The following is a 26,550-nucleotide window of genomic DNA, read 5'->3' as shown; positions in this document are numbered from 1 at the left end:
TTCTCCTATCTGAATTAATTTATTGAGTACAGACTATGTAAATAATACTTTAACATTTTTATTTTGCCGCAGGACAAATAAATCTTTTTATAAGCTTGTTTCCTTTCTTAACCTGTGCAATGCCCATGAAAAACTGATAAAGCACATGACCGCAAGTAAAAGAAAGACGAGGATAATATCGCGAGTAACGATATTTCCCTGTAAAATCAAGGCTCGTAAAGCATTGATTACATGAGTGAACGGGTTTAGATTCACCGCAATTGCCAATCCCCCGGATAATGTCTCTGCCGGAAACAATGCCGTGCTCAGAAAAAAGACCGGCAGGACAATCGCGTTCATCACGGTTTCATAAACGACTTCATTTGGCAGGCAAAGGCTGATCGCATAAGTCAATCCGGCCAAAAAGAATGCCGTCATAAATACAAGCAAAACCATTAAAAGCAATCCCATAAATCCCGAAGCGATTTTTACCGAGAAGAACAGGCTGACAATACACATAATGGCAACTTCGAGAAAAGTGCATAAAACCGCTTCCAATACTTGGCCGAGTACAATCGAGCTTCTTTGAACCGGGGCAATCAATACCCGGTAAAAGCTGCCGTCCGTTTTCATCAGATAATTCATAATGCCGCCGCTGCTGCAAGCTCCGAAACTTACCAGTACAATAAGTCCGGGGAGAATAAATGCCGTATAGTTTTCAATTCCGATACCCTGCATGGACTGTCCGGCAACGGCACTATATAAAACCAGCCAGAGCATGGGCTGTAAAATCGTAATCACAATGGTAAAAGCGTTGTGGAAGCGCCACTTTATATTGCGCTGGAGTAGAGTAAAAACGCTCATTGGCAGACCTCCTTTCCATTTTCGCCTGTCAGTCTGATAAAAACATCTTCCAAGGTGGGCTGCATGATTTCTATACCCAGGAAAGGAATCCTGTGATCCAACAGCCAACGGTTTGCTTTTTCTAAATCGGCATGACCGTTTTTTGAACCGGTGATAATCTTATCATGGCGTAAATCTGTTTCTTCCAGAGCAACAACGCTTTTTAACGGTTCAAAACAGCTTTTTGCTTCTTCTTTTGACGCAAAGCTGATTTTCAGCATATCCTGCCGCAGATATTCGCGGAGAGCATGAGGCGTGCCTTGAATAACCTCTTTCCCGTTTTTCATAATGCAGACGGTATCGCTTAACTGGTCGGCTTCCTCTAAGTAGTGGGTTGTCAGAAAAATCGTGGTTCCAAAATCGTTTTTGATTTTTTTCATCATGTCCCACATCGCCATGCGGGATTGAATGTCCATGCCAACGGTCGGCTCGTCCAGGAATAACACTTTCGGATTTGACATCATATTGAGCGCAATATCAAGCCGCCTTCTTACCCCACCGGAATAAGAGGAAACAGGGTATTTCAAATATCGTTCCAATCCAAAACAGGCAATCAATGCTTCCATACGTTTTTGCGCTTCCGCTTTTGGTACCTTGTAGAGCTTGCTTTGAAACATCATGTTTTCCGTAAGAGATAGATGCGTATCAATCGATGTCCGCTGTGCGACGCAGGAAATTTGGGTGCGGATTGCGGCTGCTTCACGGTAAGCATCTTTTCCAAACATGATTACGCTGCCGGATGTCGGGCGCAGATATGTGGTCAGTACATTGATAAGGGTTGATTTTCCCGCGCCGTTTTGCCCTAAGAGGGAGAAAATTTCCCCTTCATTCACCGTCAAAGTAAGGCCGTCTAACGCCTGCACACCATTCTTATATTTTTTTATCAGATTTTCGACACGGATAGCTGTCATCTTATTCCTCCTTAATCGGGAACAAAATCTCCGTGATATATTGAGCCGGGTTCCCCTTCAGTAGCATTCCCGGCCCCTTGATGAAAACCTCCCGGAACGGCGGCTGCAATTGCAGATTGTGTTCCGCAGCGTATTGGTCGATTGCTCCATAGGCTTTATACAGGGTTTCATAAGAACCGATATGCGTGACGCAAACGGCCTTGATACGGGGCATTTCTTTTACTTCAATCCCATTCCCGGCAGGCGTTTCCGAAGTCGGTACACATAGATCCATTTCTCCCATTTTTGTTTCCGGATTCATCACATAATAACAGAAAAACGGTGCGCCGTTTGTTTTTCCTCTGATAGACTTAAAAACATTTGGGAAAACCCTGTTTGCTTCGGTTGCAATTCCTTTGTAACGCAGAAAAGCAACGCGGATCGGTTCAATATCTCTGATTTCAATTTGGTATTCCATGAGTTTAATTCTCCTTTTCTTTTTTTACCGCAATCCACACCTCGGAGTGCCCCTCTTGCGGTCTTTCCTTACTGATCGGATAGACTTCAATATCCGGAAGTTCCGCGTAAGTATACCCGGAGAACGGGAGCCACTCTGTAAGAAAGCGTTTGAAAATGCTTTGGATAGACTCTTTGAAACGCCCGTCACACTCAAAAATTACCCAAGTGGCTGCCGGAATTTCATATTCAGACATTTCCGCAGGAACAGGTTTATCGGTTGCAGCCGCAATGTAATAATAGATTTCGCCGGGACCTTGGTATGCTGTAACTCCCAACACACCCTCCGGAGATTGGTTTGACAGCTTACAAATTTCCGTGAATTGGCTGCCTTGTAATACACTGTTCCAGAAAGGCGGGACAAGCTTTTGATTTTCGTCCATATCCTCTGTTAAGGGGATACGGATACCCACAATTCGCATGGCTTCTTTTTCTTCAATCCGATATGACATAGCACTACCTCCTGTGACTTTGACTGAAAACTTAATAGGGGGATACGCATTAAGCACACTTCCTTGTGACTTTGCGGAAGCGGGAGGAATTCCGTGAATACTCTGAAACGCCCTGTTAAATGATGTGGGGGAAGTATAGCCATATTTCAGCGCAACATCCAATACTCTTGTGTCCATAGACTGTAATTCAAACGCAGCCTGTGTCATTCTCCGGCGGCGAATATATTCAGACAACGGAATACCGGCCACGTAGGAAAACATCCGTTGAAAATAATAGGTTGAGCAACACGCAATCTTAGCTGCTTTCTCATAGGAAATCTCACCGTCTAAGTTGCTTTCAATATAATCTATGGCGTTGCTTAAGTTCTTCAACCACTCCATTTCTTCACCTCCTTGTAAAAATCATACGATAAAAAGTAAATTTATTCCTCTCTTTTGATGTCCTCTTTTGTAAACTTCACTTTATCGCAATAAAATTTTTATATCAACAAAATTCAATAACTGTATAAAAATAGTTACCAGTTGTTACTGCCAATCCATAACGTCCGGCAATAGACGAGTGTAAATGTCCAAAAGTTGGCGGTTTCACTGACCATAAAGGAATACTGACGGATTTCATGCATCCGCCAGTATTCCTTTCTTATGAGCTAATGAAATTCCAAAACTGCAGCCAGCGTCTTTAGGGCACAGGCAACAGTAGTTGCATCCACCGGATTCTCCATGGCATAGGTTAGTCTTTCGCTGTTGTAAAGAGTATCATCCAGCGAACTTAAATGGCAGCCAGCCCGATAATCGGGAAGGCAAGCAAACAGTCCCGAAGTGCATTTTCCGATTAAGACCCGCAGGCTGGAACGGCTGGCGATCAACACCTCATAATGACTGCCAAAACAGGTGATTTGCTTAATAAGTCCCTCCCAATCGTCCCGGTCACCCTCATCCCACTGATAAGAACAGTGAAAGCGCATCATGCCAACTCCCCCTGTATGACCAGCTTCACCATGTGATCATCGATAATCCTCCGTCCGTTTTGCGAGCCGTAAATAAGGCAATGCGTACACGCTTTGTTGACCAGCCGCGCCGCGCCGCCTGAATAGCGGAAAATTTCATCGATAGCTCCGTCTGAAAAGATGTCTCTGTCGGCGCCTGCATAGGTCAGGTGTCTTTTTATGTATTCCCCGACTTGCGCACGATCAAAGTGCGGCAGCTTGCACTGGATATCGATGCGCTGGCGAATAGCAGCATACGCCTGCAGCTTGAGTCTGTCCCATAGTTCGCTCTGCCCGACAAGGATTAAGGCCATGGGGCTTTGCGCATCCATTTTAAAGTTCAAGAGAAATCTTACTTCTTCCAGCATCTCCCTGTCTAAGAGGTGGGCTTCGTCTACCACCACTACGGGCACGAGGCCGTGAATGCCCCGCATCAGTTCAATCTCCCGGTGCAGTTGGCGTTTTGCGTCGCCGCGATAAAACTTGGCCTCGCAGCCCAATTGCTCAAGCATGCCTTTGTAAAAATGCCTGGGCGTCAGGCTGGAATCGGCCAGATACAATAGTTTAAACCGCGCAGGACTGAGAATATCCTGGAATCGGCGTATTGTCGTTGTTTTACCTGTACCGCAATCGCCGGTGATCACGGCGAACAACTGGCGCTCGGCGGCATATTCAAGTCTTGACAGCATTTCGTCATGCATAACGGAAGAATAGAGTTCTTGGGTGGGGATATCTCGCGAGAAAGGCGTCTTTTGAAATCCGTAGAACGCCTCAAACACTATGATCATTTCCCAGCCGCGCCGTCCGGTAAAACACGGCGGGAATTTGCTGCTGTCGACGCTCTTGGTTTTTATCGCTGGCTGCCGCTAAAAGTCTTGACGCATTGGCCGGCTGCGGCGATAGATGCGCCGGCAGCGCCAAGCGTTTACCGGTACGTTCGCCAATCACAAGTTGTTTGACTTTCCATGGCGTATGCCCTTGGTACTCCACCGTAAGTTCACTCGTGTCGGCAGGATCATAGACTACGTCCACCGTACAGCCGATAAAAGGAAGGCCGACCTCATACTTTTGGCCGGCAAAATTAATGCAGCCGGATTTGTCCACTTTGCGCTCTTCACAGTGCAAGAAGGCGTTGGCGACGACAACCGGATCAAGAAAGCGCAATGGCTTTCTATCGCTTTGATAGGCGGTTTGGGGACTTGTTTTTTCGCCCAATGCGGAATGAGGCTTATTTTGGTAACACTCATCAAGCCATACCCAAAATAGAGAATTGAGCTTGTCCAGTGTTTGCGGCTTCTCCAGCGCTGCCTCGGCAAGAAAACTATCCACCACCCGGTTGAATCGTTCAACTTTCCCGGTAGATTCAGGAGAATAGGGTTTGGCGAATAATAACCGGATGCCCAGCTTAGAGCAGGCTCTGGTCATCCACTTGGTCCGGTATTGTTTGCCGTTATCAAAGTAGACCGCCTCCGGGACGCCATATTTTAAAACGGCTTTACGAAAACAATCTTCAATGATGACCTTATCGAGCGTCGGATAAAATTCGCCATGTAAAACAAAGCGGGTTGCGTCGTCTATAAAGGTAACCAGATACACTTGTTTCTTGACGCTGTTCGGCCCAATGGGCAGGTAGGGCCCAAATTTAATATCTGAATGCCACAGACGGTTGCGATATTTTTGCTGAAAGCGGCGCGCCGCCACGCCTGATTGAGCATACAGCCGCATCGGGCGGGTGCTGTAGCCGCGTTCTGAAAGTTTCTCTTGCAGCGTACTGCGTTTAATTTGACCGGGAATAGCCCAGCCTTCCCATTCGAGAATCTGAATAAGCTGCGAAACACTGCGGCTTGGCACTTCCCGACGTAAGAGGATGGCTTGTTCGATAATCTCGGGGGAAATGGTTTCCCGATGCGCCCTTGCCCCTTTGCCCTTTGGGCGCAGCCCATTAAAGCCGTTGGCTTGGTACTGCGCCAAATAACGGCGCAAAGTACGTTCGGACAAACCCGTCTGTTCACAGATTTGCCACTTAATCTGCCGCGCCTTAGCCGCGTCCAGTCCTTCCGCCAAAAGCGGCGCAAGCATCTGAAGGCGCTCTGAGGCTATTGTTTCCGCTTTCTTTTGATCTTTCATGCTGTTCCCTCCTGTTTTGAAAGAAAGTTACAGCATGATTGTATATCCCTGCCAGCTTGGACAGAATGCAGAACGGGTATGTACCCATTGATTTGTATTGGCAACTGTTCGGACAACCCGCGCCAGCCAAGCGGGAGCATCGCCCACGTAATGCCAAATCCGTTGGAGCACGGACAAGGAAAGATCGGACGGGCCTCCCACAAAGCCATATCCAAACCGGATGCGAATGGATTCCAAACAGCCCGCAAAGTGTTCAGCGCGCTCGGCAAACCACTGACGCCAGCGCGTAATCGTCGATTCGTCTACCGCCACCGATAGGGGCAGTTCATTAGCAACGACTGGCTCAATGGCTTCGCCGGCATACCGTTTGTACGGAACCAAAAAATCCGGTAATTCATGATGAATCCGACCGCAACGACAGCATCTCAGACGCCGTATCACTACTACCTGGGGAAGACTCTGACTCGTTAAATACTTACGTCGCCGACTACCGATCACATTCAGGCGTTCACCACAACACGGACAGGGAATTTGCTCCATGCTCCTAACGAAAAATACCAAGCTTACTATTTTCAACGAGTTCATAATTTGTTACAATGATCATATCATCTAATTGGTGACGCCCTTGGTACTACTGTTTGCGGCAGTAGTACATAAAAACAGGGGCGTCTTTTCCTTTTCCATGATATGGTCATTATATCCGTCAGCTTCTGGTCAGGCAATACCGTCAGCTTTTGGACTTTTTATTTCAGCGCCAACATTTACGTCCACTGACCTCTTGATTTAAATTAATATTTCGCATCTACATAATAAATGGTTAATGTCCAAGAATTTTTTTCGTTCAAACCAAAAACTAATTCTAAATTATCTTTTGCATACGCATAAAATATATAATCGGGTCTTGAATTATATTGAATTTGCTGCCACCCCTTACTTGCCAACTCTATATCATAGTATCTCTTCACCTCATCACTACTGATAGGATATGTATACTTACTAGATATCCATCTTTTAATAAATTTACGGTTTAATTCATAATAAACTGTTTTAGCTCCTTCGGGATGCTTAATTGCTTGATATTCTGCAACAATTCTTACTTCTCGTGCTTTTCCATCTTGATTATTATAAGCCATGTACCCACCTATAAAAATTACAGCAAATCCAATGCAGAATATCATCCATTTTTTCAAAAAGATACCTCCTGACATCTATTTATCATCATTAACGTTGCAATAAAATTGTCTCAAATAGTCAAAGCTTAAATTCGCTCAAATTAGACGAAAACAGCATTGTTTGGCGGTTTTACTATATTCGTCCTGGTATTTCACGAAAAAACTCCTTATAATAGAGTTAGAGCAGGTAACCCTGTCCATAGTCTCTAAAATAAGGAGCCAATACATGGACAAGGATATCACAAAAACCACACTTTTTAAAGCCTTTGAAGCATTCCCGTACGAAAAATTTAAACAAATTTGTCTTGATGCCGGATGTGATCGCTATGTCAAGAAGTCCAAAACCTTAAAACTGTTGTACCTTATGGTTATTGCTCAGTTTTTGGGTGAAGAATCCCTCCATTCCATCGCAAACCTCGTTACCGGCGACAAACGCATCCATGAAGTACTGCATCTTACCTCAATTAGTGCATCAACCCTGTCCCGTCGTCTAAGGAGCATCAATTTTGGGAAACCACTTTTTCCATGGTCAAAATTTCGGTCTGGCAACGTGCAAAAAACCGAAACCCCGGTTCTTTAAGTTATCAACTTAATGTCATCGATTCAAGCACAATAACACTTTGCCTTACGCGGTTTCTATGGGCTGACTTCCGAAAGACCAAAGGCGGCATAAAGCTCCATCAGAGTATTGTAGTTCACGAAGGCAATACTTACCCGGATCACGCTGTTCTTACTACAGCCCGAAAAGCCGACAAAAACGTCATGGATGAGCTGATCGTTACTGCGGACAACGTTTTAAACGTCTTCGACCGGGGCTATGTTGATTATGCAAAATGGGATGTCTATTGCCAAAATAATATTCGCTTCGTTTCCCGATTGAAGGGCAATGCCAACATTGAAGTGCTTGAGGAAACCAGCAATACCGGCGGCGGAGGTCTTAAAGAACGGATTGTTATTTTAGGCTGCCGATATATCACTCAGATGGCCCACCCGCTAAGATTAATAGAAACCCATGATCAAAATGGCAACCTGGTAACAATAGTGACGAACGACATGACTTTACCAGTTAAAGAGATCAGTGACATATATCGGCTCAGATGGCAAATCGAACTGTTTTTCAAATGGATAAAACAGCACCTGGTGATAAAGAAGTTCTACGGAACCAGCCCTAATGCCGTGTTTAGCCAGATATGGATTGCTTTAATCGGATATTGTTTACTAAAAGACTTGCAAGAGCAACTGCCAAAAAAGCGCTCCATGTTGGATGTACTCCGGGCGGTGAAAACATTTCTGTTTCAACATTTTAGCGAAATGATAGTCGCGTTAAGCCGGGGACCGACAAAGACCAGCAGAGGCCGAAAACCATCAATTCGGGATGAAATCGCCGATATACTGCAAGAAATCGACTTAAAAGGCACACAGGTACTTGATGTAGTAAACGTGGAGGAAATGTACTTATAATCGTATTGCGGCCAAAGGAATAATGTAAAAATGTGGATAAAGGGTTACCTTTATTCCAGCGTTTTTACATAATCCAGGAGAGGAACCAAGACAGAATATTCAAAACAATTTCTGGAGTGACACTAGTTCCCTTAGCGTAAAATTTAGGCTTGACAAGCTTGATTTAATTTAATGCAACGCTAATGATAATTTATATAAAAACCTAATCACACGTTAGCCACAATGCGTTATTCTAGTTTATAATAGTAATTGAGTTTAGCAACCATCTGTTAAAAATAGTAAATAAGTCTTTTACATTAAGGATCACTATTGGAGGACTGCAAATGCCAATTAAAATACCCAATAACCTGCCTGCTACTAACATTCTTGAAAGCGAAAATATATTTGTAATGTATGAAGATCGAGCATATACCCAGGATATCCGTCCTCTTAAAGTACTGCTTTTGAATCTAATGCCTACTAAAATTACCACCGAAACCCAATTTCTCCGGCTGCTGGGCAATACACCTTTGCAAGTGGAAGTTGACTTCATGTATACAGCTACATACGCGCCCACCCATACATCGCAAGAACACCTTATTAAGTTTTACGAAACATTTGACAAGGTACAATCCCGTAAATATGACGGCATGATCATAACCGGAGCACCTGTTGAGCATCTTCCTTTTGAGCAGGTAGCCTACTGGGACGAACTCTGCCAAATTATGGAATGGAGTAAAAGCCATGTCTACTCAACTCTCCATATTTGTTGGGGGGCCCAAGCCGGATTATACTACCATTATGGCATACCCAAGTATGATCTTCCGCAAAAAATGTTTGGGGTTTTCCCGCATAAAATAGACTCTGCCAACCGCGACAAACTTTTCCGGGGATTTGATGATATTTTCTATGTCCCCCACTCTAGGCATACGGAAATTAGACATAAAGACATTGAACAAATCCCTGAGCTGCGTATTCTCTCCGAATCAGACATTTCCGGCATTTATGCGGTAGGAGATGTGCAGGGTAAACAATTTTTTATCACCGGCCACTCTGAATATGATCCGCTTACGCTCAAATCCGAATACGATCGTGACGTTTCCCAAGGACTCCCCATTCAAATTCCGCAGAATTATTTTCCTAACGATGACCCTGCGCAATCCCCAATTGTTCTCTGGCGAAGTGCCGCCAACCTCCTCTTTGCTAACTGGCTCAACTATTATGTTTATCAGGAAACTCCGTTTGACCTCTCAAGATTATAAGGCTTCGTAAGTTTCAAAAAAACAAAAACCCCTTTCCAGGAAAGGGGCTAATTTTTTCATACCTTCCTCGTATCTTCCATTCTTGCTCCTACCGGAATTAATACTACTCAATTGGAATATTTGTCACTTAATCATTAAATTGTTCTTGGGACCAACATTAAGTCTTTCGTAAAGAATTGTAGGAATAGACGTCTTGTACAATAAATAAGCAATGATACTTCCCCCGACTGTACTGATAAGGAAAGGAGTAACGAAGAAAAAAGCCCCAACTTGTGAGCCAATAAAATATTTTGCTACAGGATAGGCCAGTAACGCTCCGAAAACTCCTGTACCGATAATTTCACCGATAATAGCTCCCCAGATATTATTGGTCTTTTTATATAACAGGCCGGCTAACGCTGCACCAATCATGCTTCCTGGAAAGGCTAAGAGCGACCCTGTGCCTAAAATGTTACGCAACAGTGCAATACCAAAGGCAGCAGAAACAGAATAGCGGGTGCCTAAAAGTACAGCAAGTAATATATTGATAACAGCCTGTAAAGGAAAACATTTAGAAACACCAATCGGGATATACACCAAATGGGCTGACAGCACGCCTACAGCCATAAACATCGCAGTATAGGCAAGTTTTCTCACCTGCATATAATCATCCCCCTAACTACAGTATTAGTTTATATGGTATTTATTGTATCTGTCAAACCCCTTTTTCTCACTACGTGTGGAAGATCCAACACAGCCAATCGTCTCACCCTCGTCGACAAGTAACGACGGGCATTTTCCGGTGAGTATGATTTGGCTTGGATAAACACTGCGATGACCGGAAACCAAATAGCTGATAAGACAGCTTACAGCCGCATAAGGAATAATATCGCTGCCAAACAATTCAGCAACCATAATCACTGCCGCCACCGGGGTGTTAACTGCTCCAGACAATAAAGCCGCCAAACCGATCACCGCATACACCGATATGTCCATACTTCCCAATAACTGACCAAACAAATTTCCTGCGGACGTTCCCACCACAATAATGGGGGTAATTATTCCCCCTGTTCCCCCACAACCGAGCGTAATGGCAGTCGCAACCGTCTTCCAGAAAAAAGCGCCAGGGGCAACAGAATCTCCGCTTACCCCTGATTCTAATAATTCCAAACCTAACCCCAAATACAGCGGACTGACAAAATACCCGATCAACGTAAGCGTGATACCGCCAACAAACGCCTTTAACGGCTTGGATAACCTTAGACCGCTAAAATATTGCTGGCACCAGCAGACTGTTTTGATAAAAAAAAGCGCTATCAAACCACAAACTATCCCCAATAGTATCGACTGAATGATAAGGTACACATTAGGCTCAATGCTGATATGCCGGTGCAGATAGGGTATCCCTGAAATGCAAGCGACATAATAGCCAACCAATCCTGCCACGAAGGCTGGATACAATGTATCATACAAGATTTTTCCGATAAACAATACTTCGACGCCAAAAATGGCTCCGGCAACAGGTGTACCAAAAACAACGGCAAAACCAGCACATAAGCCGCAAATGACAATTTTTCGGCAATCCTCGTCATTCGCCTTTAAGAATCGCCCCCAGGCCGAACCAAGTGTGGCTCCAATCTGAGCCCCAGGACCTTCCTTTCCGGCAGAACCGCCGGAGGCGATAGTAATGACGGTAGCAATCATTTTGACTGGCACTTCAGACAGCGGAAGATAACCACCGGCCCGCCGGTGAATGGCTTCAATCACTTTGTCACTTCCGCCTGAAACCCCGGGCGCCAGCCAGCATACCAGCAAACTGTTTAACAATAATGCAATCGGTATAAAGAAATAGTAACCGGGTTCTTGAGTCCAAACCGCAATGGCCCAAGCTAATAGTTTCAGAAATATCACTACGCCCATACCGGCAATAATGCCTGTTGTGATTCCGAAATAAGTCCATTTTAGGAGATAAACAAGCAGGTCTTTCTGTTCCAATGAACTCGCATTAAACCTAGACTGCAAGTTGTCCATCTTCATAATTACCACCAATAATGCGGGTATTGCCGTTTAGCCGCAAGGTTATTCACCACTATCCCGACTACCACTAAGATGCATATCCCTACACCAACCGGCATTATTGGAAACAACCAGTCTTGCTTAGTGACTACAGCAATTAATGCGGTTGCGCCAGCTGGCGGATGAACCGTTCTCGTCCCCACCATTACCGCCACCGCTAGCCCGACACTGAGCGCCGCCGTATACCAGTAAGCGCCGGCTAGCTGATAAATACATACCCCGATAACAGCGGAAAGCAGATGCCCGGCTATTGCGTTTCTCGGCTGAGCTAACGGAACAGAGGGAACACCGTAAATCAGGCATGCAGACGCTCCTAGTGAAGCTACCAGTACAGGAATTCCTTGCATAAAAGTAAGATATGTTACTGCGCCAATACCGGCAAATGACCCTACAAACGCCCAAAAACACTCTGATAGAGGCGGAGAAGCTATTCCACATTTACTAGCCGAACAAATTTTCTGGAAATATACTCCGTATGATGGAACGAAATATTCTTTACAAGTAACCATTTTTACTTTAAATTCTTTTTCCGGCAGACCGTTCACCATTTGTTCTCCTCCTTTGGATGCTAAAAATGGGAAATGCCGCTTTTACGGCATTTCCCGGAAAGACTATTTCTTTGTAACTAGCGGAACCAGACACGCCAGCGTAAATACCAAATACGACAGATTGATCAATGTGCTGTTATTGGTAATACCACCTTGATGCGCCAAGGCAAATCCTACCCAGAACGCCCAGAAAGCTGCATTCATTAATGGAGTACGATATTTCTTACCCCAAGGAACTGGCTTGGTAGCAACATTGGGATTGGTGTTAGGCACAGGATTTGTACTCATTACAATACCTCCTTTGTAAAATTCGCATTTCAACTGACCTAATGTAGATCCTTAAATAATATGTAGGCAAAAATCCATGCATTAATGCCCACAAGCAGCGAAATGATTATACAATAAGGTATCGTCCGGTTCATTACCTCGCTTTCGCGGCCTTCAAGACCAACAGTTGCCGAACCGATCAACACTTTCGACGGGGCAATGGAACAACCTACCGAACCGCCGACAGACTGAACAGCAGCCATGATAACGGAACTGATTCCCAATACCTTAGCCGTCTCATACTGCAATGCTCCGAACATTACGTTGGAGTTGGTGTTACTACCGGTAAGGAATGCTCCCAGCACACCGATATATGGTGAGAATACCGGGAACAGTGCGCCAGTTGAATTTGCAATACCCAGAGCAAGCAGCTTGGTCATGCCGGTATCGTTCATGATTAACGCCATCATAACCATGGTAGTGATACCAATACTGGTAGGAACACACTGAGAATAAGTGGCCTTAAGAGCTTCACCGGCAGACCCTGATCTCCACTTGCCGGCCAATTTAAATATGATAAAGCCGGCAAATGCGGCAGCAACCAACAGCGGCGCAGGATGAGAAAAAATATTAATTTTAGAATACATTTTCTCGGCCTTGACTGCGAAGCCAGCCGCAGTCGTTACCGCCGGATAATCAAGACCCCAGGTATACGGAGCAAAAATTTTCGCGATGTCTTTGATCTGAGTCATAATACACAACGCGATTAAGATATAGTACGGAGAAAACGCCATGTGGAATCCCATAGCAGGCGCTTCTTCCTGCCCTTTAGTTCCGTCAGACTCGTGGCGGTAGATAGTCTTGGCCAAAACAGCCATGGTACCACAGCCAAAAAGTCCCGGAATCAAAGTAGCTAATTGTGCTGCCCCGATCTTGTTCATAAACCAGCACATGAAAGCCATTACAGCACCGGTTATCAGCACTGCCGGCAGACCTCTCTTAACAGCCGCAAAACCGCCATAAATATGACATACGGCAATTCCGGTGGCAAAAATCGGAACAACAAACAAGGACGCCATCCAGGGACCGATAATTTCCCCCGGAATCTTGGTAACCAGTTGAATGGTGTAATAGGATGAACCCATCGACCCAAAAGTAATGGACCACGAGTGTCCTACCAAACAAGTAGCAGCAGCAACCGCCGGCGGGAATCCCATAACCAGCATAATGGGCGCCACAACCGCAACAGGCACGCCAAACCCGGCAATACCCTGCATAAAGCTGGCAAAACACCATGACATAAGTAAACATTGCAGTAATTTTTCTTCAGTTACCTTTACCATGGTATCACCGATTACCTTAACAGCACCGTTCTTCTCAACCAAGTTGTAGAGAAAAACTGCGCCCCAGATAATCAATAATACATACAGTGACATTGCCATCCCTTTACTATTGGCCAAAGCCAACAACCGCGAATCGCCTCCAAAAACAAATAACCCAATAATAACTGCCGTGAACCAGGATACGGCACCTGATTTCGGCGCGCCCCATTTAAATAGTAGTATAGTAGATAGCAAGACTAAGATAGGTAGGAAAGCTAATATCCAGTTCGTAAAGGTTAAGGCGACACCCTTATCCATACAACCGAGCCTCCTTCCAGCGTTCTTTGCCCATAAGCGGACAAGGACCTTTACAGATTAGTAAGTCCCTGGTTCCTTTTGTTCACGAAGGAACCAGGGACTAGTAATGAAATTGTTAAGAAATTACGCTGCCTTACTTAGCAGGCGGCAGGGGAACTTCCATACCAAGCTTTTGAGCACGGGCATTGACGAATTCTTGAATTGTGGCAACATGCTCAGGCTGAAGATGGGAGAAACGTTTTTGAGTTTGGAGATACTCATCAACCGGCTTGAGTTTCTTCGGCAAGGCTTGGAACTTCTTGTTTGCCCAATCGCCGTTTTCAACCTCATAAAGGTTCCACATGCCGGTCTCAACGGCAAGTTTGGCGATCTCAATTGTTTGGTCAGCCGGGAAGGACCAGCCTTTAGGACACGGAACATGCAGATGGATGAACGCCGGGCCGTCTTGTGCCAAAGCTTTACGGACTTTGTTCATAAGGTCTATCGGATAGCCTATGGAAGCGGTAGCGCCATACTTAAGGTACGGATGACCGCCAGCACAGAATATCGGCATCGGGTCTTTCAAATGATGCTTCTTAGCTTCGGGAATGGCCGGACCAGCCGGAGTAAACATAGTAGTCGCACCATACGGAGTGGACGGAGAAACCTGGATACCAGTGTTAGCATAGGACTCATTGTCATACATAACGCAGAGAACTTTATGTCCACGATAGAACATAGCTGACATAGCCTGGAGACCGATATCAGAGCAACCACCGTCACCGGCCATTACAATGATATTGGGGAACTCATCCTTAATTTTGCCTTTTGCGATCATCATCCTGAAAGCTTCAGCGATACCTGAGGCTACGGCGCCGCCGTTGGTGATTTGCGCATGAGTCCAAGGCACAGCCCAAGGACCGCAGGCATAACTGGTATTAGCAACATACATACAGCCAGTTGGACCAACAAAGATTGTATTTTTACCGGCAGCTTTGGCTACCAGACGATAACCGAGAGCCGGACCGCAACCCGCACAGGTACGGTGACCAGGAACATAAGTGTCCACTAAGTCAGTAGTCTGTGCAATTGACTTAATTAATTCAGCAACTGCCATCGTTTACTCCTCCTTATTATTTACTAGGGGCAGCTTCAGTTTTAGCAGCATTAATCTGGGAAGCGCCTTCATGATAGTCATTGAAGTTAACCCAGGTGCCGCTTTGAATGATCTTGCCGGCTGCCAGAGTTTGCTTCATCATTTCAGCCATAGCAAAGAACTCTTCATGAGTAATGGTCTCGCCGCCCAAACCGGAGGTAAAGCTTTGAATTATCGGCTTGCCGGGAACTTCAGACATAGCAGCTTTAACTTCAGTTGAAAGAACGCCGCCACCGCAAGGAGCGCCATAAGAAGTACCAGTATCAACAACGCCGGCAACCTTGAACTTCGGCAGAATTTGAGCAAGAGCTTCATCCGGGAACGGACGGAACCAACGAATTCTGCACATACCAATCTTATAGCCAGCCTCACGGAGATATTTGATAGCGCTGCGGCAGGTTACGGCATGAGCGCCTTGCAGCACATATACCATGTCAGCGTCTTCAGTCATATACTCTTCAACGAACGGAGCATATTTACGACCGAAGATTTTACCGAATTCTTCAGTTACCTCAACGATTTTTCCTTTAACTTTATTCATTACAACATGGCGGTCCCACTCAAGAGGAGGTCCCATTTCCGGCTCAATTTGCGGACCCATGATAACCGGATTGTTTACATCAAGACGGAACTTAGGATTGAACTTAGGCAAGAATTTATCAACTTGCTCTTGGTCAGGCATTTCATAATCTTGAGCAATGTGGGTTACGAAATAACCGTCCATAGCCACGATTTGCGGCAACATGATTTCAGGATCTTCGCCGATCCGGAAATACATTAAGCTGTTGTCCAGTGCTTCCTGAGCGTCTTGGGCCCAGCCATAGATCCAGCCGTTGTCACGGAGCGTCAGGCAGTCAGTGTGCTCAGAACCGAAGTCACCGGGAGGATCCAGAGTGCGGTCGCCGATAAGGGCCTGGATCGGACAACGGCTGCCGGCGATTGGAGAATAAGTTTCAAAAGCATAGGTAACACCTACACCGGAAGTACCGGTGGTAGCACGGGCGCCAGCCATGGAAGCGCCGTGAGCAATACTGAACTGAGCATGTTCGCCTTCACCATGAACCATTTCGCACTTCATAGTGCCATTAGCAATCCGTTTTGCTAATTCGGCCATGACCGCAGTATAAGGGCGGATAGGATAGGATGCTGAAACGTCGATATCAGCAAGCTGCCAAGCATCTGCAACCGCAGTTAAACCTGTACCTCTTTTCTTAATCGGCATCTTATTCACTCCTTATTCATCAAAATCAAGTTCAGGCACCCGGGCAATAGCCCCGACCGGGCATACGTTGCTGCAAATGCCGCAACCCTTGCAGTACTTAAGGTTAAAGCTGATTCCATCGTCCTTGGCCCAGTTAACGCAGGCATCTGGACAGTAAATATAGCAGGTTTTGCACTCGGTGCATTGACCTTTATCAACTACTGGACGGAGGAACCGCCAGTTACCGGTGACCATACCTTCGTTTTCGGTCTGAGGGGAAGGAACAATAGCCGCAAATGGCACTTGTTTATAAACTTTTGCCATGGTTACACCTCCTCGAATTTTACCAGAATCTACAGTTTAACGACTTGAACGGCATCCCAGCCTTGCTGAACAGCTTGTTTGTTTTCAGCAACTTTGAGCAGGGATTCCAATTTAACGATACCGCTGGCTTTCGCAACAGCAGCAGCTATAGCAGCGCCAACACCGGCGCCGATCTTAGTATCGTCGATACAACCTTCGGTACCGTCGAAGGTATGGAAAACGCCAGCGTTCAGCGCGTCAGCGTCGATAGCGGCAACAGCCTTTACTTTACTTACGTTTTCTTTCGGGGAAAGGTACTTAAGTAACTTGTTAACATCACGCTTGGTGTTAATTACAACAACACAGCCGTCTTTGCAGCCTTTCAGAATGTCGTTGCCTTTAACCAGTGTTTCTTCTGCTAACACAACAACATCGGGACGATAGTTTTCATACTCATAATAGGTCTCGATAGGCTCAGGGCTAACCCGAGCGTAGCTCTTTACCGGAACATTGATCCGGTCAGGCAGATCCACATAGTTGTCGAAGGATTGAACATACTTACCTTCGAGACTACCTGCCTTGGCAAGCAAGGTAGCAGTGTCACGAGCTTCTTTGGCTAAGGTTACACCCCTAGTCCATACAGTAACTTCCTGCATCTTGGCGTCAACAGCAACCGCCAGTGTCATTTTCTCTCCCCCTTTAAATATTTGAGATTTGACAACAGGTGACCGAACTTACCGTTCTTTGATCATCACCCCCGTCGACCCAAACAGGCCGTTATCTATTTATTACTTGCCGCAGACCATAGCCAAAGTCCTCATTTAACACCTTATAACCAGCAGACATTTCAGCTAAGCTCCGCGTTTGACTAACCAACCGTTTCAGGGCTGACATCGATGCGTGTTTGCATATGGCTTCAATATCAGAACCTGCCACACCATCTGTGGCCGCAGCCAAGTATTTCAAATCCACATCATCAGCCAAGGATAATTTGGCGGTATGAATCTTGAATATTTCCATACGCTCTTCTTTGTTCGGCAACGGCAGTTCAACTATAAAATCGAATCTTCCAGGCCGCATCAAGGCGGGATCAACCATATCAGGCCGGTTGGTGGCGGCGACTACAATCACGTTCGCCGAATCCATTAAGCTATCCAACTCCAATAACAACTGACTTACCAGCCGGTCTGCTCCACCCCGCTCTGCCGCGTTACGCACAGGAGCAAAGGCATCAATCTCGTCGAAAAAGAGGATACAAGGCGCAATTTGTTTAGCCCGCTTGAAAATCATCCGCAAACCTTTTTCTGCCTCGCCAATCCAGCGGGAGTTGAGGGTTGCACCATCTACCGATATAAAATGGGCACCACTAGAACCTGCCAATGCTTTTACAATGAGAGTCTTTCCTGTTCCCGGTCGTCCGGTAAGCATTATACCTTTGGGCATATTGTGCTGAGCCTGTTTAAACAGTTCAGGGTACTGGAGCGGCATTTCAACTAAAGACTTTAATTTATCTTTGATATCTGACATTCCCCCGACCTGTTCCCACTTGACATTAGGACGGTCGGAAAAGAACTCCCTGGTAGCCGTTGGTTCCACTTCCCGGAAGGCGGTATAAAAATCGTCCATGGTAACCTTTAGTTTGGCTAAATCATCGTCCCTGATTCCTGCCGTGAAATCAATTTCCGGCAGCAGTCTCCGGACGGCATTCATGCCGGCTTCCTTGCAGAGAATAGCCAAGTCGGCCCCCACGAACCCATGGGTCATATGGGCAAGTTTCTCAAGATCCACTGACTGATCAATTGACATTGACCGGGTATGTATTTTTAATATTCTTAATCTTCCAGACATATCAGGCGGATTAATTGAGAGTTCGCGGTCAAATCGTCCCGGGCGGCGAAGGGCCGGATCAACCATATCGGGTACATTAGTAGCGCCAATGACAATAACCTGCCCCCTGCTCTTTAAACCATCCATTAAGGCCAACAATTGCGCAACAACCCGTTTTTCCACGTCACCTATTACATCGGTCCGTTTTGGAGCGATGGCATCAATTTCGTCAATAAAGATGATCGCCGGAGCCCGCCGTTGAGCAGTCTCAAAAATCTCTCTCAGCCTTGCTTCGCTTTCTCCATAGAATTTATTGATAATCTCCGGACCATTAACATGAAGAAACGTTGCATTGGTTTCACTGGCTACCGCTCTGGCCATCAGCGTCTTGCCGGTGCCAGGCGGGCCATAAAGCAGTACTCCCTTAGGAGCATCCACTCCAAGCTGGAAAAATACTTCCTGATACTTTAGAGGTAGCTCAACCATCTCGCGTACGCGTTGGAGTTCTTTATCTAGCCCGCCTACATCCTCATAGGAAGCTCTATAGCTCCGGTCTTCTGATGCATCTGATTTAGTAACTTTAAGTTTTGTTGCCGCATTGATGAGTACCGGTCCCTGAGGCGCCGTACCGATAACAGTAAAGTACTGACTCCTGGCCCCCGCAAGACTAACCTTGACCCGGTCACCCGTAAAGACCGGCAATCCATTTAAGACTCGTTCCAAGTGCTTGATATCTTGGGCGTCACTAAAATCTATCGTAACGTCCAAAGGACTCAGAATAACCGTTTGTGCCGCTTGACGTACTGCTTTCTTCAAGGTTACCCGCTCGTCAATTCCTACACCGGCATTCTCTCTGATAATAGACTCCATTTGTACAATATTCTGATTTTTGAAATTAGCAAAACATGGGACTACTTTTGCCACTGTTGTTTTTCGGCCTTGGATTTCTACAATATCGCCCATAATGACTTCGAGTTTATCCATCTCTGCGTTATCAATCCGTACATATCCCTGACCGACATCTTCCGGCATAGCGTCCGCTACTCTAAAGGATAAAACAGTACTCACAATATGGTTATCCTCCTTTAGATAGTCGTCCTTCGTACTTCTTACAGTCTTAATTATAAAGTACATGCTTGAGTTTGCCTACTATATGGTAAATAAGGATATTTTTGTAAATATAGTTCATGACAAGCATAAAAAAAGACATTATGACAGCATCACTGACTGTCATAATGTCTATAGATTAATCAAAAGGAAAAAGAATCATCCTTTATATACTTATGCAGCGGCCTTCCTACCGGACCGTAAGATAAAATGCCTTTCAGCCACCCATTGTCACACAAATAGTTTAAATAACGCCGGACTGTCACTCGGGATATACCGACCAGCTTGGATATTTCCGAAGCACTAAAATATCCCGTCTGCTCTTTGACAATTGACAAAACCGATTCCAGAGTCGCTTTGTCTAAACCCTTAGGAATACTGTTTTTGAGTTCTTCCAGACTGCTCAAATGACTTTCAGTGGAAACCACTCCTTTTAGACAGTCAATATCCGTTTGGGTCAACTGCTGATTATTTCTGATTTGCTCAATATACTGCTGGTAGCTTTTTAAGGACTTTTTAAAGCGTTGAAAAGTAAACGGCTTTATGATGTAGTCAACGGCACCATATTGCATTCCTTGCTGGATAGTTTCTGTCCGATGGGCTGCCGTAACCAAAATAACATCGGTGTTCAGCCCCTCAGTCCGAACTCGCCGCAGAAGATCGATTCCGTTATCTCCCGGCATATAAACATCCAATATCACTAATTGCGGCCTTAGTTCTGAAATGATATTAAACCCCGTCTTTCCGTCAGCAGCCTGTCCTACTACCTTAAACCCCTTAACCTGGTTGATATATTGCCGGTGAAGTTCCAGTACCATAGGATCGTCTTCCACAATAATAACATCAATTCCCATCTCCCTGTCCCCCTTACATTTAGGTCTCCAGGTTCAACGTATTGGTATTGTTACCGTAAACGTGCTGCCTTGATTTTCGCGTGAATTAACTGCAATTTTGCCGCCACATACCTCCACCTCCTGTTTAACCAAAGCAAGTCCAACTCCCCGGTTACCACGTTTAGTAGAAAAACCTCGTTGATAAATCTTCCTTTTGTAGTTTTCAGGTATCCCGTTGCCTAAATCCTTTACCCTAATATTTAAATTTTTTTTCCCCTGAAAAATGTAAATATCAATGACTCTTCGTTCGGCAGGAAGGTTCGCAACCGCTTCCATAGCGTTGCTAATTAAATTGCCCAGTACGGTAACCATAGATAAACTGCGGAACGATTGCGGCAGAAAATCAAGCTTGCTGCGTGGATTGAGCCGAAGTGAAATACCTTGTTCACTTGATTGGCTAATTTTGCCAATAAGCAATCCCGCTGTAGCTTGGTCCTTAATACGCTTGACTATAAAGCTGACAAACTCTTGTTGGCTTTTATACATCAAGGTAATAAGGTCTAATACTTTGTCGTATTGTTTCATTTGGATCAGACCGGCTATCGTATGTAATTTGTTGGCAAATTCATGAGATTGGGCCCGCATGGAATCAAGCAGGCTTTTCAGGCCTACCAGTTCTTCCGCCAGTATTTTCACATCCTGTTTATCCCGAAATGTAGCAAGGGCCCCGATGACTTCATCATTTACTATAATAGGTACTCTGTTAGTAATTATAACCTTATCCCCGATTTCCTGCTCCTGGTCGTATTCGGCCTGACGGGTTTTCATTACAATTGGCAGGCGGGAATCAGGGATAACATCCCGGATATACTTGCCAATCAGATCCGGCCCGCGATTCAATAACCGTTGGCCTTCATTGTTTATCAGGTTGATGTAGCCATCAGGATTAATCGCGATAACTCCTTCCCGCATACATTGCATAATGGCTTGTTGTTGCTCAATAAGAATAGTTACCTCATGAATTCGTTGTTTCAACTTGGAGTCGGCATCGCCGTATAATTGAGCATTATGAACGGCGATGGCGGCATGATTGGCAAATGTTTCAAAAAGCTTCTGATCAAGCGGAGTAGATTTTCGGGCGCTACGAAACCCGATAATCAGCATTCCAATTAACAATTCTTGTAAGTACAATTTTATTGCTTTTACTTTGAGTAAGCCTTCCTGTTTGAAGGTACTAAGCATACGGTCAGACAGTAAATCCTCATAGTCTAGTTCGACCTGGTTGATCGAATATCCGATTGTTTCGGCAATAACAGACGAAGAATTGTAATGCTCCCACATTTTGGCAACCGACGGAATCATACCTTTGTCGACATCTACCAGCAATATACTGCCGCAATCTGCTTTAAACAGACGCATGGCGCTTGTCACGATAAAATCCAATACTTCATGAAGGTTAAGCGATGATGTCAGATAAGCCGTTATTTCGTTAATAGTCCTTAACTGTTCAAACTGCTTGTAGACCGTTTCCTCATAGAGGACAAAAAAGTATTCTGAAACAAATACCCTTACCCTGTCCAATAACGAATCGATTTCGCGCCGGTATTGGTTGAGACTAATCAAATCTTCCTTCAAAAATGCCGACATCGCATCTTTGACAGCCGTCTCATAAAGGTCAAGAAACAACATAATATCTGACAACTTGACCCCTTGTTCGAGCCGTATTTTACATACCCAGCTGATATGAACTTTTAGCGGCGTAAATGTGTTGTCTTGTACAGAACGTATGAGAACTTCGGTCAACTGTGCAATTTCCTCGGCCAGGCGTTCTCGCGGCATATTAATATATGAAACTGGCTCGTTTTTTAATTCTAACGCACAAATTGTTCCCGTGTTGACCTCATGTTTGATTGTCTCTAGAATACATGTTAGCCAACTCATACAAATCACCTTGCGTTATTTTTTTTAATTTTCTTATTTGCTTTTATTTCTGTTCAATTGACTGGGTAACTTGACAAATATTATTATATACTTACATTACAACAATTTCCATATTTATTTTATTAACTTATCAGAATATTATTTTTTCGGGGAGGATTCGCAAGTGTATGAGAATAAACCAGATTGGCAACATTCCTCACACAACCTGTCTTTATCCCCCAATTCTGATATTGATCAGCACAAAAAACTTAATGCCGCCGGCTGTCCGGATGAGCAGGCTCCGGCAACAATCAAACAGATTATTATTAAGGAGTTACAAACGCTAATCCAAAACTATATTGATTACTGCAAACATGTAGAATTGTAAAAAAAAATATGATCCAGTGCCGTTTGCTAACATAATAACTGTAATTATTAGTTTTTTCTTGTGTTTTTTGTAAGTAAATGTTACAATACCAAATACAATTGTGCCGCACAAATACACATTATTTTGCTTTTGGAGGGGAAAAAATGAAAAGAATCCAAACGGTGCTGGTAGCCAATCGCGGCGAAATTGCCATTCGTGTTATTAGGGCCTGTAACGAGTTAGGCATCCGTACAATCGCCATTTACTCTAAAGAAGATATATTTTCCCTGCATCGCTACAAAGCTGACGAAGCTTATCTGGTTGGTGAAGATAAAAGTCCGGTAGATGCCTATTTGGACATTGAAAGTATTTTGCATATTGCCAAAAGCCGCAATGTCGATGCCATTCATCCAGGCTATGGTTTTTTATCCGAAAACCTTAATCTTGCCAAACGTTGTAAAGAAGAGGGACTTGTCTTTATCGGTCCCAATACAGAACACTTGTCCATGTTCGGCGACAAAATAAATGCCCGCGCCCAAGCAATGGCGGCGGGATTGCCGGTCATCCCCGGAAGCGAGGGCCCGGTAAACAGTTTAGAAGAAGTTAAGGCTTTTGCTGACTGCTACGGCTATCCTTTTATAATTAAAGCCATTCTGGGCGGAGGTGGCCGGGGTATGCGAATCGTCCGGACCCCAGACGCTCTAGAGGAATCTTATAGCCGCGCTAAATCAGAGGCTAAAGCCTGTTTTGGCGACGATCAAATCTATCTGGAAAAACTTTTGGAATTTCCTAAACACATTGAAGTTCAAATATTGGGAGATCAACACGGTAATATTGTACATTTGTATGAAAGAGACTGCTCGGTTCAACGCCGTCACCAAAAGGTTATCGAAATAGCACCAAGCCTGTCGCTGCCGGACGATCTTCGCCACGCCATCTGCGATGCGGCCGTCAGATTAATGACCAAGGTTGGCTATGTTAGCGCCGGCACGGTCGAGTTTTTAGTAACACCTGATCACAAATTCTATTTCATTGAGGTTAACCCCCGTATCCAGGTTGAACATACCATTACTGAAATGATTACCGGCGTTGATATTGTGCAAGCTCAATTGCTCATTGCCGATGGCGCAAGCTTACATGATGAAGAAATCGGTATCCCGGACCAAGCCTGCATTAGTTGCAACGGACACGCCATTCAATGCCGGGTAACTACAGAAGATCCGGCGAATCAATTCATGCCTGACACCGGAAAAATAAATGCCTACCGGAGCGGCGGCGGATTTGGTGTGCGCCTTGATGCCGGCAATGCTTACGCAGGTTCGGTTATTACCCCATATTATGATTCACTGCTGGTTAAAGTATCTACATGGGGTTTGACTCACAAAAGTGCAATTGCCAAAATGAAACGCTGTTTAAACGAATTCCGCATACGCGGTATAAAGACCAACATCCCTTTTTTGTATAACGTAGTTGCCCATGAAAAATTTTTACATGGCACTTATGATACCTCTTTTATTGATACATCCCCGGAACTGTTTGTTTTTCCGCCGCCCCAGGACAGAGGTACCAAATTACTTAAATATCTGGCCGAGATAACCGTCAATGGCTTTGATGGAATTACCAAAGGCCCCAAACCCAGCTTCCCCCCGGTCCGAATGCCCAAAATGCCTGACGGCCCTATACCTGAAGGCACTAAGCAGCTTCTCGATAAATATGGCCCGGAAGGACTGGCGGCTTGGGTAAAGGAACAAAAAGAAGTCTTATTGACAGATACCACAATGCGGGACGCCCACCAGTCGCTCCTGGCCACCAGAATACGGACCCAGGACATGGCAACCGTCATTGCTCCCACTGTACGTCTGCTGCCAAACCTATTTTCCCTGGAGGTTTGGGGGGGCGCCACCTTTGATGTCGCCTACAGATTTCTTAAGGAAGATCCCTGGAAACGTCTCGCCGCCCTCAGACAGCAATGTCCCAACATATTGTTTCAGATGTTACTACGCGGCTCCAATGCTGTCGGTTACACCAACTATCCTGACAACTTAATCCGATCATTTGTTCATCACGCCGCCGAAGCAGGCATTGACGTTTTCCGAATATTCGACAGTCTTAACTGGGTTAAGGCCATGGCTGTCGCCATTGATGCTGTACGCACTTCCGGTAAAGTAGCAGAAGCTTCGTTCTGTTATACCGGTGATATTCTCGATAAATCCCGCAGCAAATATGACCTCGCATATTATATAAATATTGCCAAAGACTTGGAACGGGCAGGAGCACATATCCTTTGCATCAAAGACATGGCAGGTCTGATAAAGCCGGAAGCGGCATACCGGCTTGTCTCTGCTTTAAAAGAATCAATAGACTTGCCAATCCATCTACACACTCACGATACCAGCGGCAACGGCATTTATACCTGTGCCCGGGCTATTGACGCCGGTGTAGACATTGTGGATGTCGCAATCTCATCGCTGGCCGGAATGTCGTCACAACCAAGCGCCAACACTTTATATTACGCCTTGGAAGGCAACGGACGCCAGCCCAATGTTAACATTCACGGCTTGAACGAACTATCCCATTACTGGGAAGATGTCCGGGCGTATTATAAAGATTTTGAAAGCAGCCTGTTTTTTCCCAATCCTGAAGTATATCAACATGAAATGCCTGGCGGACAATACAGCAATCTCCGGCAGCAAGCCAAAGCATTAGGCTTGGAAAGTCAATGGGACAAAATAAAAAAAGTTTACCGTCAGGTAAACGATATGTTTGGCGATGTTATAAAAGTCACTCCTTCCTCCAAAATTGTCGGCGACATGGCCTTGTTTATGGTAGAAAATAACCTGACTGAAGACGACATTTATGAATTAGGCGAAACGCTTGACTTTCCCAATTCCGTTGTGGAATTTTTCACCGGACTGATTGGGCAGCCCTACCAAGGATTCCCCAAAGAGTTACAGCGTATCATTCTTAAAGGAAAGGAACCTATCACCAAACGTCCGGGAGAAATGCTGGAAGCTGTTAACTTTTCCGAAATTCGCGAAACTTTAAATAACACGCTCCATCGTCCCGTTAACGCGCAAGACGTTTTGGCCTATTCCCTCTATCCCAAGGTATTTTTAGATTGGGCCAACTTCACTGCTACTTACGGCGACGTGTCTGTTTTAGATACCGCTACCTTTTTTCATGGCCTAAAACCTCGCGAAGAAATCCGGGTAGATATTGAGCAGGGAAAAACATTAGTAATAAAACTTATCTCAATTGAAGACCCGCTCCCTGACGGTACCCGGATAGTAAACTTCGAATTAAACGGATTACCCCGGGAAGTTATTGTCAAGGACAAAAGTATTAAGACGGTCACCGTATCACGAATCAAGGCAGAAAAAGACAACCCAAATCATGTTAGTGCATCCATGAACGGAAAAGTTGTCAAAGTGACAGTCGAAAAGGGCGAACATGTAAAAAAAGGTGTCCCGCTCATAGTAATAGAAGCCATGAAGATGGAAACAACCATTCAGGCTCCCTTCGACTGCGTAATTAAAGAACTGTATGCAAAAACCAACGACCAGGTGGAAACCGGTGACTTGTTAATTGAATTGCTCAAAGTAACCAAAGCATAAGCAAAA

Annotated in this window: 26 protein-coding genes; 5 read left to right on the top strand and 21 right to left on the bottom strand. The window is 45.0% G+C overall.

Features of this window, described 5'->3' with window-relative positions; all coding sequences use genetic code 11:
* Window positions 1–87 precede the first annotated feature (87 nt).
* The 9 genes from SCACP_RS05235 to SCACP_RS05195 all read right to left on the bottom strand — a co-directional run bounded on the left by SCACP_RS05235 (window position 88) and on the right by SCACP_RS05195 (window position 7,043).
* Complete coding sequence (locus SCACP_RS05235) at window positions 88–843, bottom strand: ABC transporter permease (RefSeq protein ID WP_425060333.1); 756 nt, start codon at window positions 841–843, stop codon at window positions 88–90.
* Window positions 840–1,793, bottom strand: a complete 954-nt coding sequence (locus tag SCACP_RS05230) for an ABC transporter ATP-binding protein (protein WP_425060332.1) — start codon at window positions 1,791–1,793, stop codon at window positions 840–842. The genes SCACP_RS05235 and SCACP_RS05230 overlap by 4 nt, the downstream gene beginning before the upstream one ends.
* A gap of 1 nt (window position 1,794) precedes the next feature.
* Complete coding sequence (locus SCACP_RS05225) at window positions 1,795–2,250, bottom strand: GyrI-like domain-containing protein (RefSeq protein ID WP_425060331.1); 456 nt, start codon at window positions 2,248–2,250, stop codon at window positions 1,795–1,797.
* A 4-nt stretch (window positions 2,251–2,254) separates the two neighbouring features.
* On the bottom strand, window positions 2,255–3,121 hold the full coding sequence (locus tag SCACP_RS05220) for an AraC family transcriptional regulator (protein WP_425060330.1): 867 nt from the start codon (window positions 3,119–3,121) through the stop codon (window positions 2,255–2,257).
* 266 nt (window positions 3,122–3,387) lie between these two features.
* Complete coding sequence (locus SCACP_RS05215) at window positions 3,388–3,708, bottom strand: hypothetical protein (protein ID WP_425060329.1); 321 nt, start codon at window positions 3,706–3,708, stop codon at window positions 3,388–3,390.
* The gene (locus tag SCACP_RS05210; RefSeq protein WP_425060328.1) at window positions 3,705–4,514 is read right to left on the bottom strand and encodes an ExeA family protein; all 810 of its coding nucleotides are present in this window, start codon (window positions 4,512–4,514) and stop codon (window positions 3,705–3,707) included. Before SCACP_RS05210 ends, SCACP_RS05215 begins: the two co-directional genes overlap by 4 nt.
* Complete coding sequence (locus SCACP_RS05205) at window positions 4,498–5,853, bottom strand: DDE-type integrase/transposase/recombinase (protein ID WP_425060327.1); 1,356 nt, start codon at window positions 5,851–5,853, stop codon at window positions 4,498–4,500. The genes SCACP_RS05210 and SCACP_RS05205 overlap by 17 nt, the downstream gene beginning before the upstream one ends.
* Window positions 5,854–5,880: 27 nt before the next feature.
* Window positions 5,881–6,438, bottom strand: coding sequence for a DUF6431 domain-containing protein (locus tag SCACP_RS05200; RefSeq protein ID WP_425060326.1), 558 nt, complete (start codon window positions 6,436–6,438; stop codon window positions 5,881–5,883).
* A 203-nt stretch (window positions 6,439–6,641) separates the two neighbouring features.
* On the bottom strand, window positions 6,642–7,043 hold the full coding sequence (locus SCACP_RS05195) for a hypothetical protein (RefSeq protein WP_425060325.1): 402 nt from the start codon (window positions 7,041–7,043) through the stop codon (window positions 6,642–6,644).
* Window positions 7,044–7,251: 208 nt separating this feature from the next.
* On the opposite strand from SCACP_RS05195, the gene SCACP_RS05190 reads away from it, so the two are divergent.
* The 3 genes from SCACP_RS05190 to metA all read left to right on the top strand — a co-directional run bounded on the left by SCACP_RS05190 (window position 7,252) and on the right by metA (window position 9,727).
* On the top strand, window positions 7,252–7,605 hold the full coding sequence (locus SCACP_RS05190) for a DUF4372 domain-containing protein (protein ID WP_425060324.1): 354 nt from the start codon (window positions 7,252–7,254) through the stop codon (window positions 7,603–7,605).
* Complete coding sequence (locus tag SCACP_RS05185; RefSeq protein ID WP_425060323.1) at window positions 7,551–8,486, top strand: IS4 family transposase; 936 nt, start codon at window positions 7,551–7,553, stop codon at window positions 8,484–8,486. The genes SCACP_RS05190 and SCACP_RS05185 overlap by 55 nt, the downstream gene beginning before the upstream one ends.
* A 323-nt stretch (window positions 8,487–8,809) precedes the next feature.
* On the top strand, window positions 8,810–9,727 hold the full coding sequence (metA, locus tag SCACP_RS05180) for a homoserine O-acetyltransferase MetA (RefSeq protein ID WP_425060322.1): 918 nt from the start codon (window positions 8,810–8,812) through the stop codon (window positions 9,725–9,727).
* A 123-nt stretch (window positions 9,728–9,850) separates the two neighbouring features.
* Here the strand turns inward: metA and thiW are convergent, their stop codons facing one another.
* The 12 genes from thiW to SCACP_RS05120 form a co-directional block, all read right to left on the bottom strand.
* Window positions 9,851–10,369: an energy coupling factor transporter S component ThiW gene (gene thiW, locus SCACP_RS05175; RefSeq protein ID WP_425060321.1), complete on the bottom strand. Its 519-nt coding sequence runs from the start codon at window positions 10,367–10,369 to the stop codon at window positions 9,851–9,853.
* Between the two features lie 24 nt (window positions 10,370–10,393).
* On the bottom strand, window positions 10,394–11,743 hold the full coding sequence (locus tag SCACP_RS05170; RefSeq protein WP_425060320.1) for a chloride channel protein: 1,350 nt from the start codon (window positions 11,741–11,743) through the stop codon (window positions 10,394–10,396).
* Window positions 11,744–11,745: 2 nt separating this feature from the next.
* The gene (locus SCACP_RS05165) at window positions 11,746–12,330 is read right to left on the bottom strand and encodes an HPP family protein (protein WP_425060319.1); all 585 of its coding nucleotides are present in this window, start codon (window positions 12,328–12,330) and stop codon (window positions 11,746–11,748) included.
* A gap of 63 nt (window positions 12,331–12,393) precedes the next feature.
* Complete coding sequence (locus tag SCACP_RS05160) at window positions 12,394–12,618, bottom strand: hypothetical protein (protein ID WP_425060318.1); 225 nt, start codon at window positions 12,616–12,618, stop codon at window positions 12,394–12,396.
* Between the two features lie 38 nt (window positions 12,619–12,656).
* Window positions 12,657–14,237, bottom strand: a complete 1,581-nt coding sequence (locus SCACP_RS05155; RefSeq protein WP_425060317.1) for an L-lactate permease — start codon at window positions 14,235–14,237, stop codon at window positions 12,657–12,659.
* Between the two features lie 133 nt (window positions 14,238–14,370).
* On the bottom strand, window positions 14,371–15,333 hold the full coding sequence (locus SCACP_RS05150) for an oxalate oxidoreductase subunit beta (RefSeq protein WP_425060316.1): 963 nt from the start codon (window positions 15,331–15,333) through the stop codon (window positions 14,371–14,373).
* Between the two features lie 16 nt (window positions 15,334–15,349).
* The gene (locus SCACP_RS05145; protein ID WP_425060315.1) at window positions 15,350–16,594 is read right to left on the bottom strand and encodes an oxalate oxidoreductase subunit alpha; all 1,245 of its coding nucleotides are present in this window, start codon (window positions 16,592–16,594) and stop codon (window positions 15,350–15,352) included.
* A 12-nt stretch (window positions 16,595–16,606) separates the two neighbouring features.
* The gene (locus tag SCACP_RS05140; protein WP_425060314.1) at window positions 16,607–16,897 is read right to left on the bottom strand and encodes a 4Fe-4S dicluster-binding protein; all 291 of its coding nucleotides are present in this window, start codon (window positions 16,895–16,897) and stop codon (window positions 16,607–16,609) included.
* Window positions 16,898–16,926: 29 nt separating this feature from the next.
* On the bottom strand, window positions 16,927–17,562 hold the full coding sequence (locus SCACP_RS05135) for an oxalate oxidoreductase subunit delta (RefSeq protein ID WP_425060313.1): 636 nt from the start codon (window positions 17,560–17,562) through the stop codon (window positions 16,927–16,929).
* Window positions 17,563–17,653: 91 nt separating this feature from the next.
* Complete coding sequence (locus tag SCACP_RS05130; protein WP_425060312.1) at window positions 17,654–19,771, bottom strand: CDC48 family AAA ATPase; 2,118 nt, start codon at window positions 19,769–19,771, stop codon at window positions 17,654–17,656.
* A 182-nt stretch (window positions 19,772–19,953) separates the two neighbouring features.
* Complete coding sequence (locus tag SCACP_RS05125) at window positions 19,954–20,664, bottom strand: response regulator (RefSeq protein ID WP_425060311.1); 711 nt, start codon at window positions 20,662–20,664, stop codon at window positions 19,954–19,956.
* 33 nt (window positions 20,665–20,697) lie between these two features.
* Window positions 20,698–22,584, bottom strand: coding sequence for an ATP-binding protein (locus SCACP_RS05120; protein ID WP_425060310.1), 1,887 nt, complete (start codon window positions 22,582–22,584; stop codon window positions 20,698–20,700).
* A gap of 163 nt (window positions 22,585–22,747) precedes the next feature.
* Here SCACP_RS05120 and SCACP_RS05115 point away from each other — a divergent pair, with 163 nt between their 5' ends.
* Window positions 22,748–22,951, top strand: coding sequence for a hypothetical protein (locus SCACP_RS05115; RefSeq protein WP_425060309.1), 204 nt, complete (start codon window positions 22,748–22,750; stop codon window positions 22,949–22,951).
* A gap of 143 nt (window positions 22,952–23,094) precedes the next feature.
* Window positions 23,095–26,544: a pyruvate carboxylase gene (pyc, locus tag SCACP_RS05110; protein WP_425060308.1), complete on the top strand. Its 3,450-nt coding sequence runs from the start codon at window positions 23,095–23,097 to the stop codon at window positions 26,542–26,544.
* Window positions 26,545–26,550 lie beyond the last annotated feature (6 nt).

It is taken from the genome of Sporomusaceae bacterium ACPt (genome assembly GCA_041428575.1).
In the GTDB taxonomy this organism is placed as follows: Bacteria; Bacillota; Negativicutes; order Sporomusales; family Sporomusaceae; genus Sporomusa_D; species Sporomusa_D carbonis.
This window is presented reverse-complemented; position numbering and strand designations above follow the sequence as displayed.

What these genes read in the sequence shown, in the direction of transcription:
- SCACP_RS05235 (WP_425060333.1), bottom strand. Translation starts at nt 843, where the DNA reads ATGAGCGTTTTTACTCTACTCCAGCGCAATATAAAGTGGCGCTTCCAC.
- SCACP_RS05230 (WP_425060332.1), bottom strand. Translation starts at nt 1,793, where the DNA reads ATGACAGCTATCCGTGTCGAAAATCTGATAAAAAAATATAAGAATGGT.
- SCACP_RS05225 (WP_425060331.1), bottom strand. Translation starts at nt 2,250, where the DNA reads ATGGAATACCAAATTGAAATCAGAGATATTGAACCGATCCGCGTTGCT.
- SCACP_RS05220 (WP_425060330.1), bottom strand. Translation starts at nt 3,121, where the DNA reads ATGGAGTGGTTGAAGAACTTAAGCAACGCCATAGATTATATTGAAAGC.
- SCACP_RS05215 (WP_425060329.1), bottom strand. Translation starts at nt 3,708, where the DNA reads ATGATGCGCTTTCACTGTTCTTATCAGTGGGATGAGGGTGACCGGGAC.
- SCACP_RS05210 (WP_425060328.1), bottom strand. Translation starts at nt 4,514, where the DNA reads ATGATCATAGTGTTTGAGGCGTTCTACGGATTTCAAAAGACGCCTTTC.
- SCACP_RS05205 (WP_425060327.1), bottom strand. Translation starts at nt 5,853, where the DNA reads ATGAAAGATCAAAAGAAAGCGGAAACAATAGCCTCAGAGCGCCTTCAG.
- SCACP_RS05200 (WP_425060326.1), bottom strand. Translation starts at nt 6,438, where the DNA reads ATGAACTCGTTGAAAATAGTAAGCTTGGTATTTTTCGTTAGGAGCATG.
- SCACP_RS05190 (WP_425060324.1), top strand. Translation starts at nt 7,252, where the DNA reads ATGGACAAGGATATCACAAAAACCACACTTTTTAAAGCCTTTGAAGCA.
- SCACP_RS05185 (WP_425060323.1), top strand. Translation starts at nt 7,551, where the DNA reads ATGGTCAAAATTTCGGTCTGGCAACGTGCAAAAAACCGAAACCCCGGT.
- metA (WP_425060322.1), top strand. Translation starts at nt 8,810, where the DNA reads ATGCCAATTAAAATACCCAATAACCTGCCTGCTACTAACATTCTTGAA.
- thiW (WP_425060321.1), bottom strand. Translation starts at nt 10,369, where the DNA reads ATGCAGGTGAGAAAACTTGCCTATACTGCGATGTTTATGGCTGTAGGC.
- SCACP_RS05170 (WP_425060320.1), bottom strand. Translation starts at nt 11,743, where the DNA reads ATGAAGATGGACAACTTGCAGTCTAGGTTTAATGCGAGTTCATTGGAA.
- SCACP_RS05165 (WP_425060319.1), bottom strand. Translation starts at nt 12,330, where the DNA reads ATGGTGAACGGTCTGCCGGAAAAAGAATTTAAAGTAAAAATGGTTACT.
- SCACP_RS05160 (WP_425060318.1), bottom strand. Translation starts at nt 12,618, where the DNA reads ATGAGTACAAATCCTGTGCCTAACACCAATCCCAATGTTGCTACCAAG.
- SCACP_RS05155 (WP_425060317.1), bottom strand. Translation starts at nt 14,237, where the DNA reads ATGGATAAGGGTGTCGCCTTAACCTTTACGAACTGGATATTAGCTTTC.
- SCACP_RS05150 (WP_425060316.1), bottom strand. Translation starts at nt 15,333, where the DNA reads ATGGCAGTTGCTGAATTAATTAAGTCAATTGCACAGACTACTGACTTA.
- SCACP_RS05145 (WP_425060315.1), bottom strand. Translation starts at nt 16,594, where the DNA reads ATGCCGATTAAGAAAAGAGGTACAGGTTTAACTGCGGTTGCAGATGCT.
- SCACP_RS05140 (WP_425060314.1), bottom strand. Translation starts at nt 16,897, where the DNA reads ATGGCAAAAGTTTATAAACAAGTGCCATTTGCGGCTATTGTTCCTTCC.
- SCACP_RS05135 (WP_425060313.1), bottom strand. Translation starts at nt 17,562, where the DNA reads ATGACACTGGCGGTTGCTGTTGACGCCAAGATGCAGGAAGTTACTGTA.
- SCACP_RS05125 (WP_425060311.1), bottom strand. Translation starts at nt 20,664, where the DNA reads ATGGGAATTGATGTTATTATTGTGGAAGACGATCCTATGGTACTGGAA.
- SCACP_RS05120 (WP_425060310.1), bottom strand. Translation starts at nt 22,584, where the DNA reads ATGAGTTGGCTAACATGTATTCTAGAGACAATCAAACATGAGGTCAAC.
- pyc (WP_425060308.1), top strand. Translation starts at nt 23,095, where the DNA reads ATGAAAAGAATCCAAACGGTGCTGGTAGCCAATCGCGGCGAAATTGCC.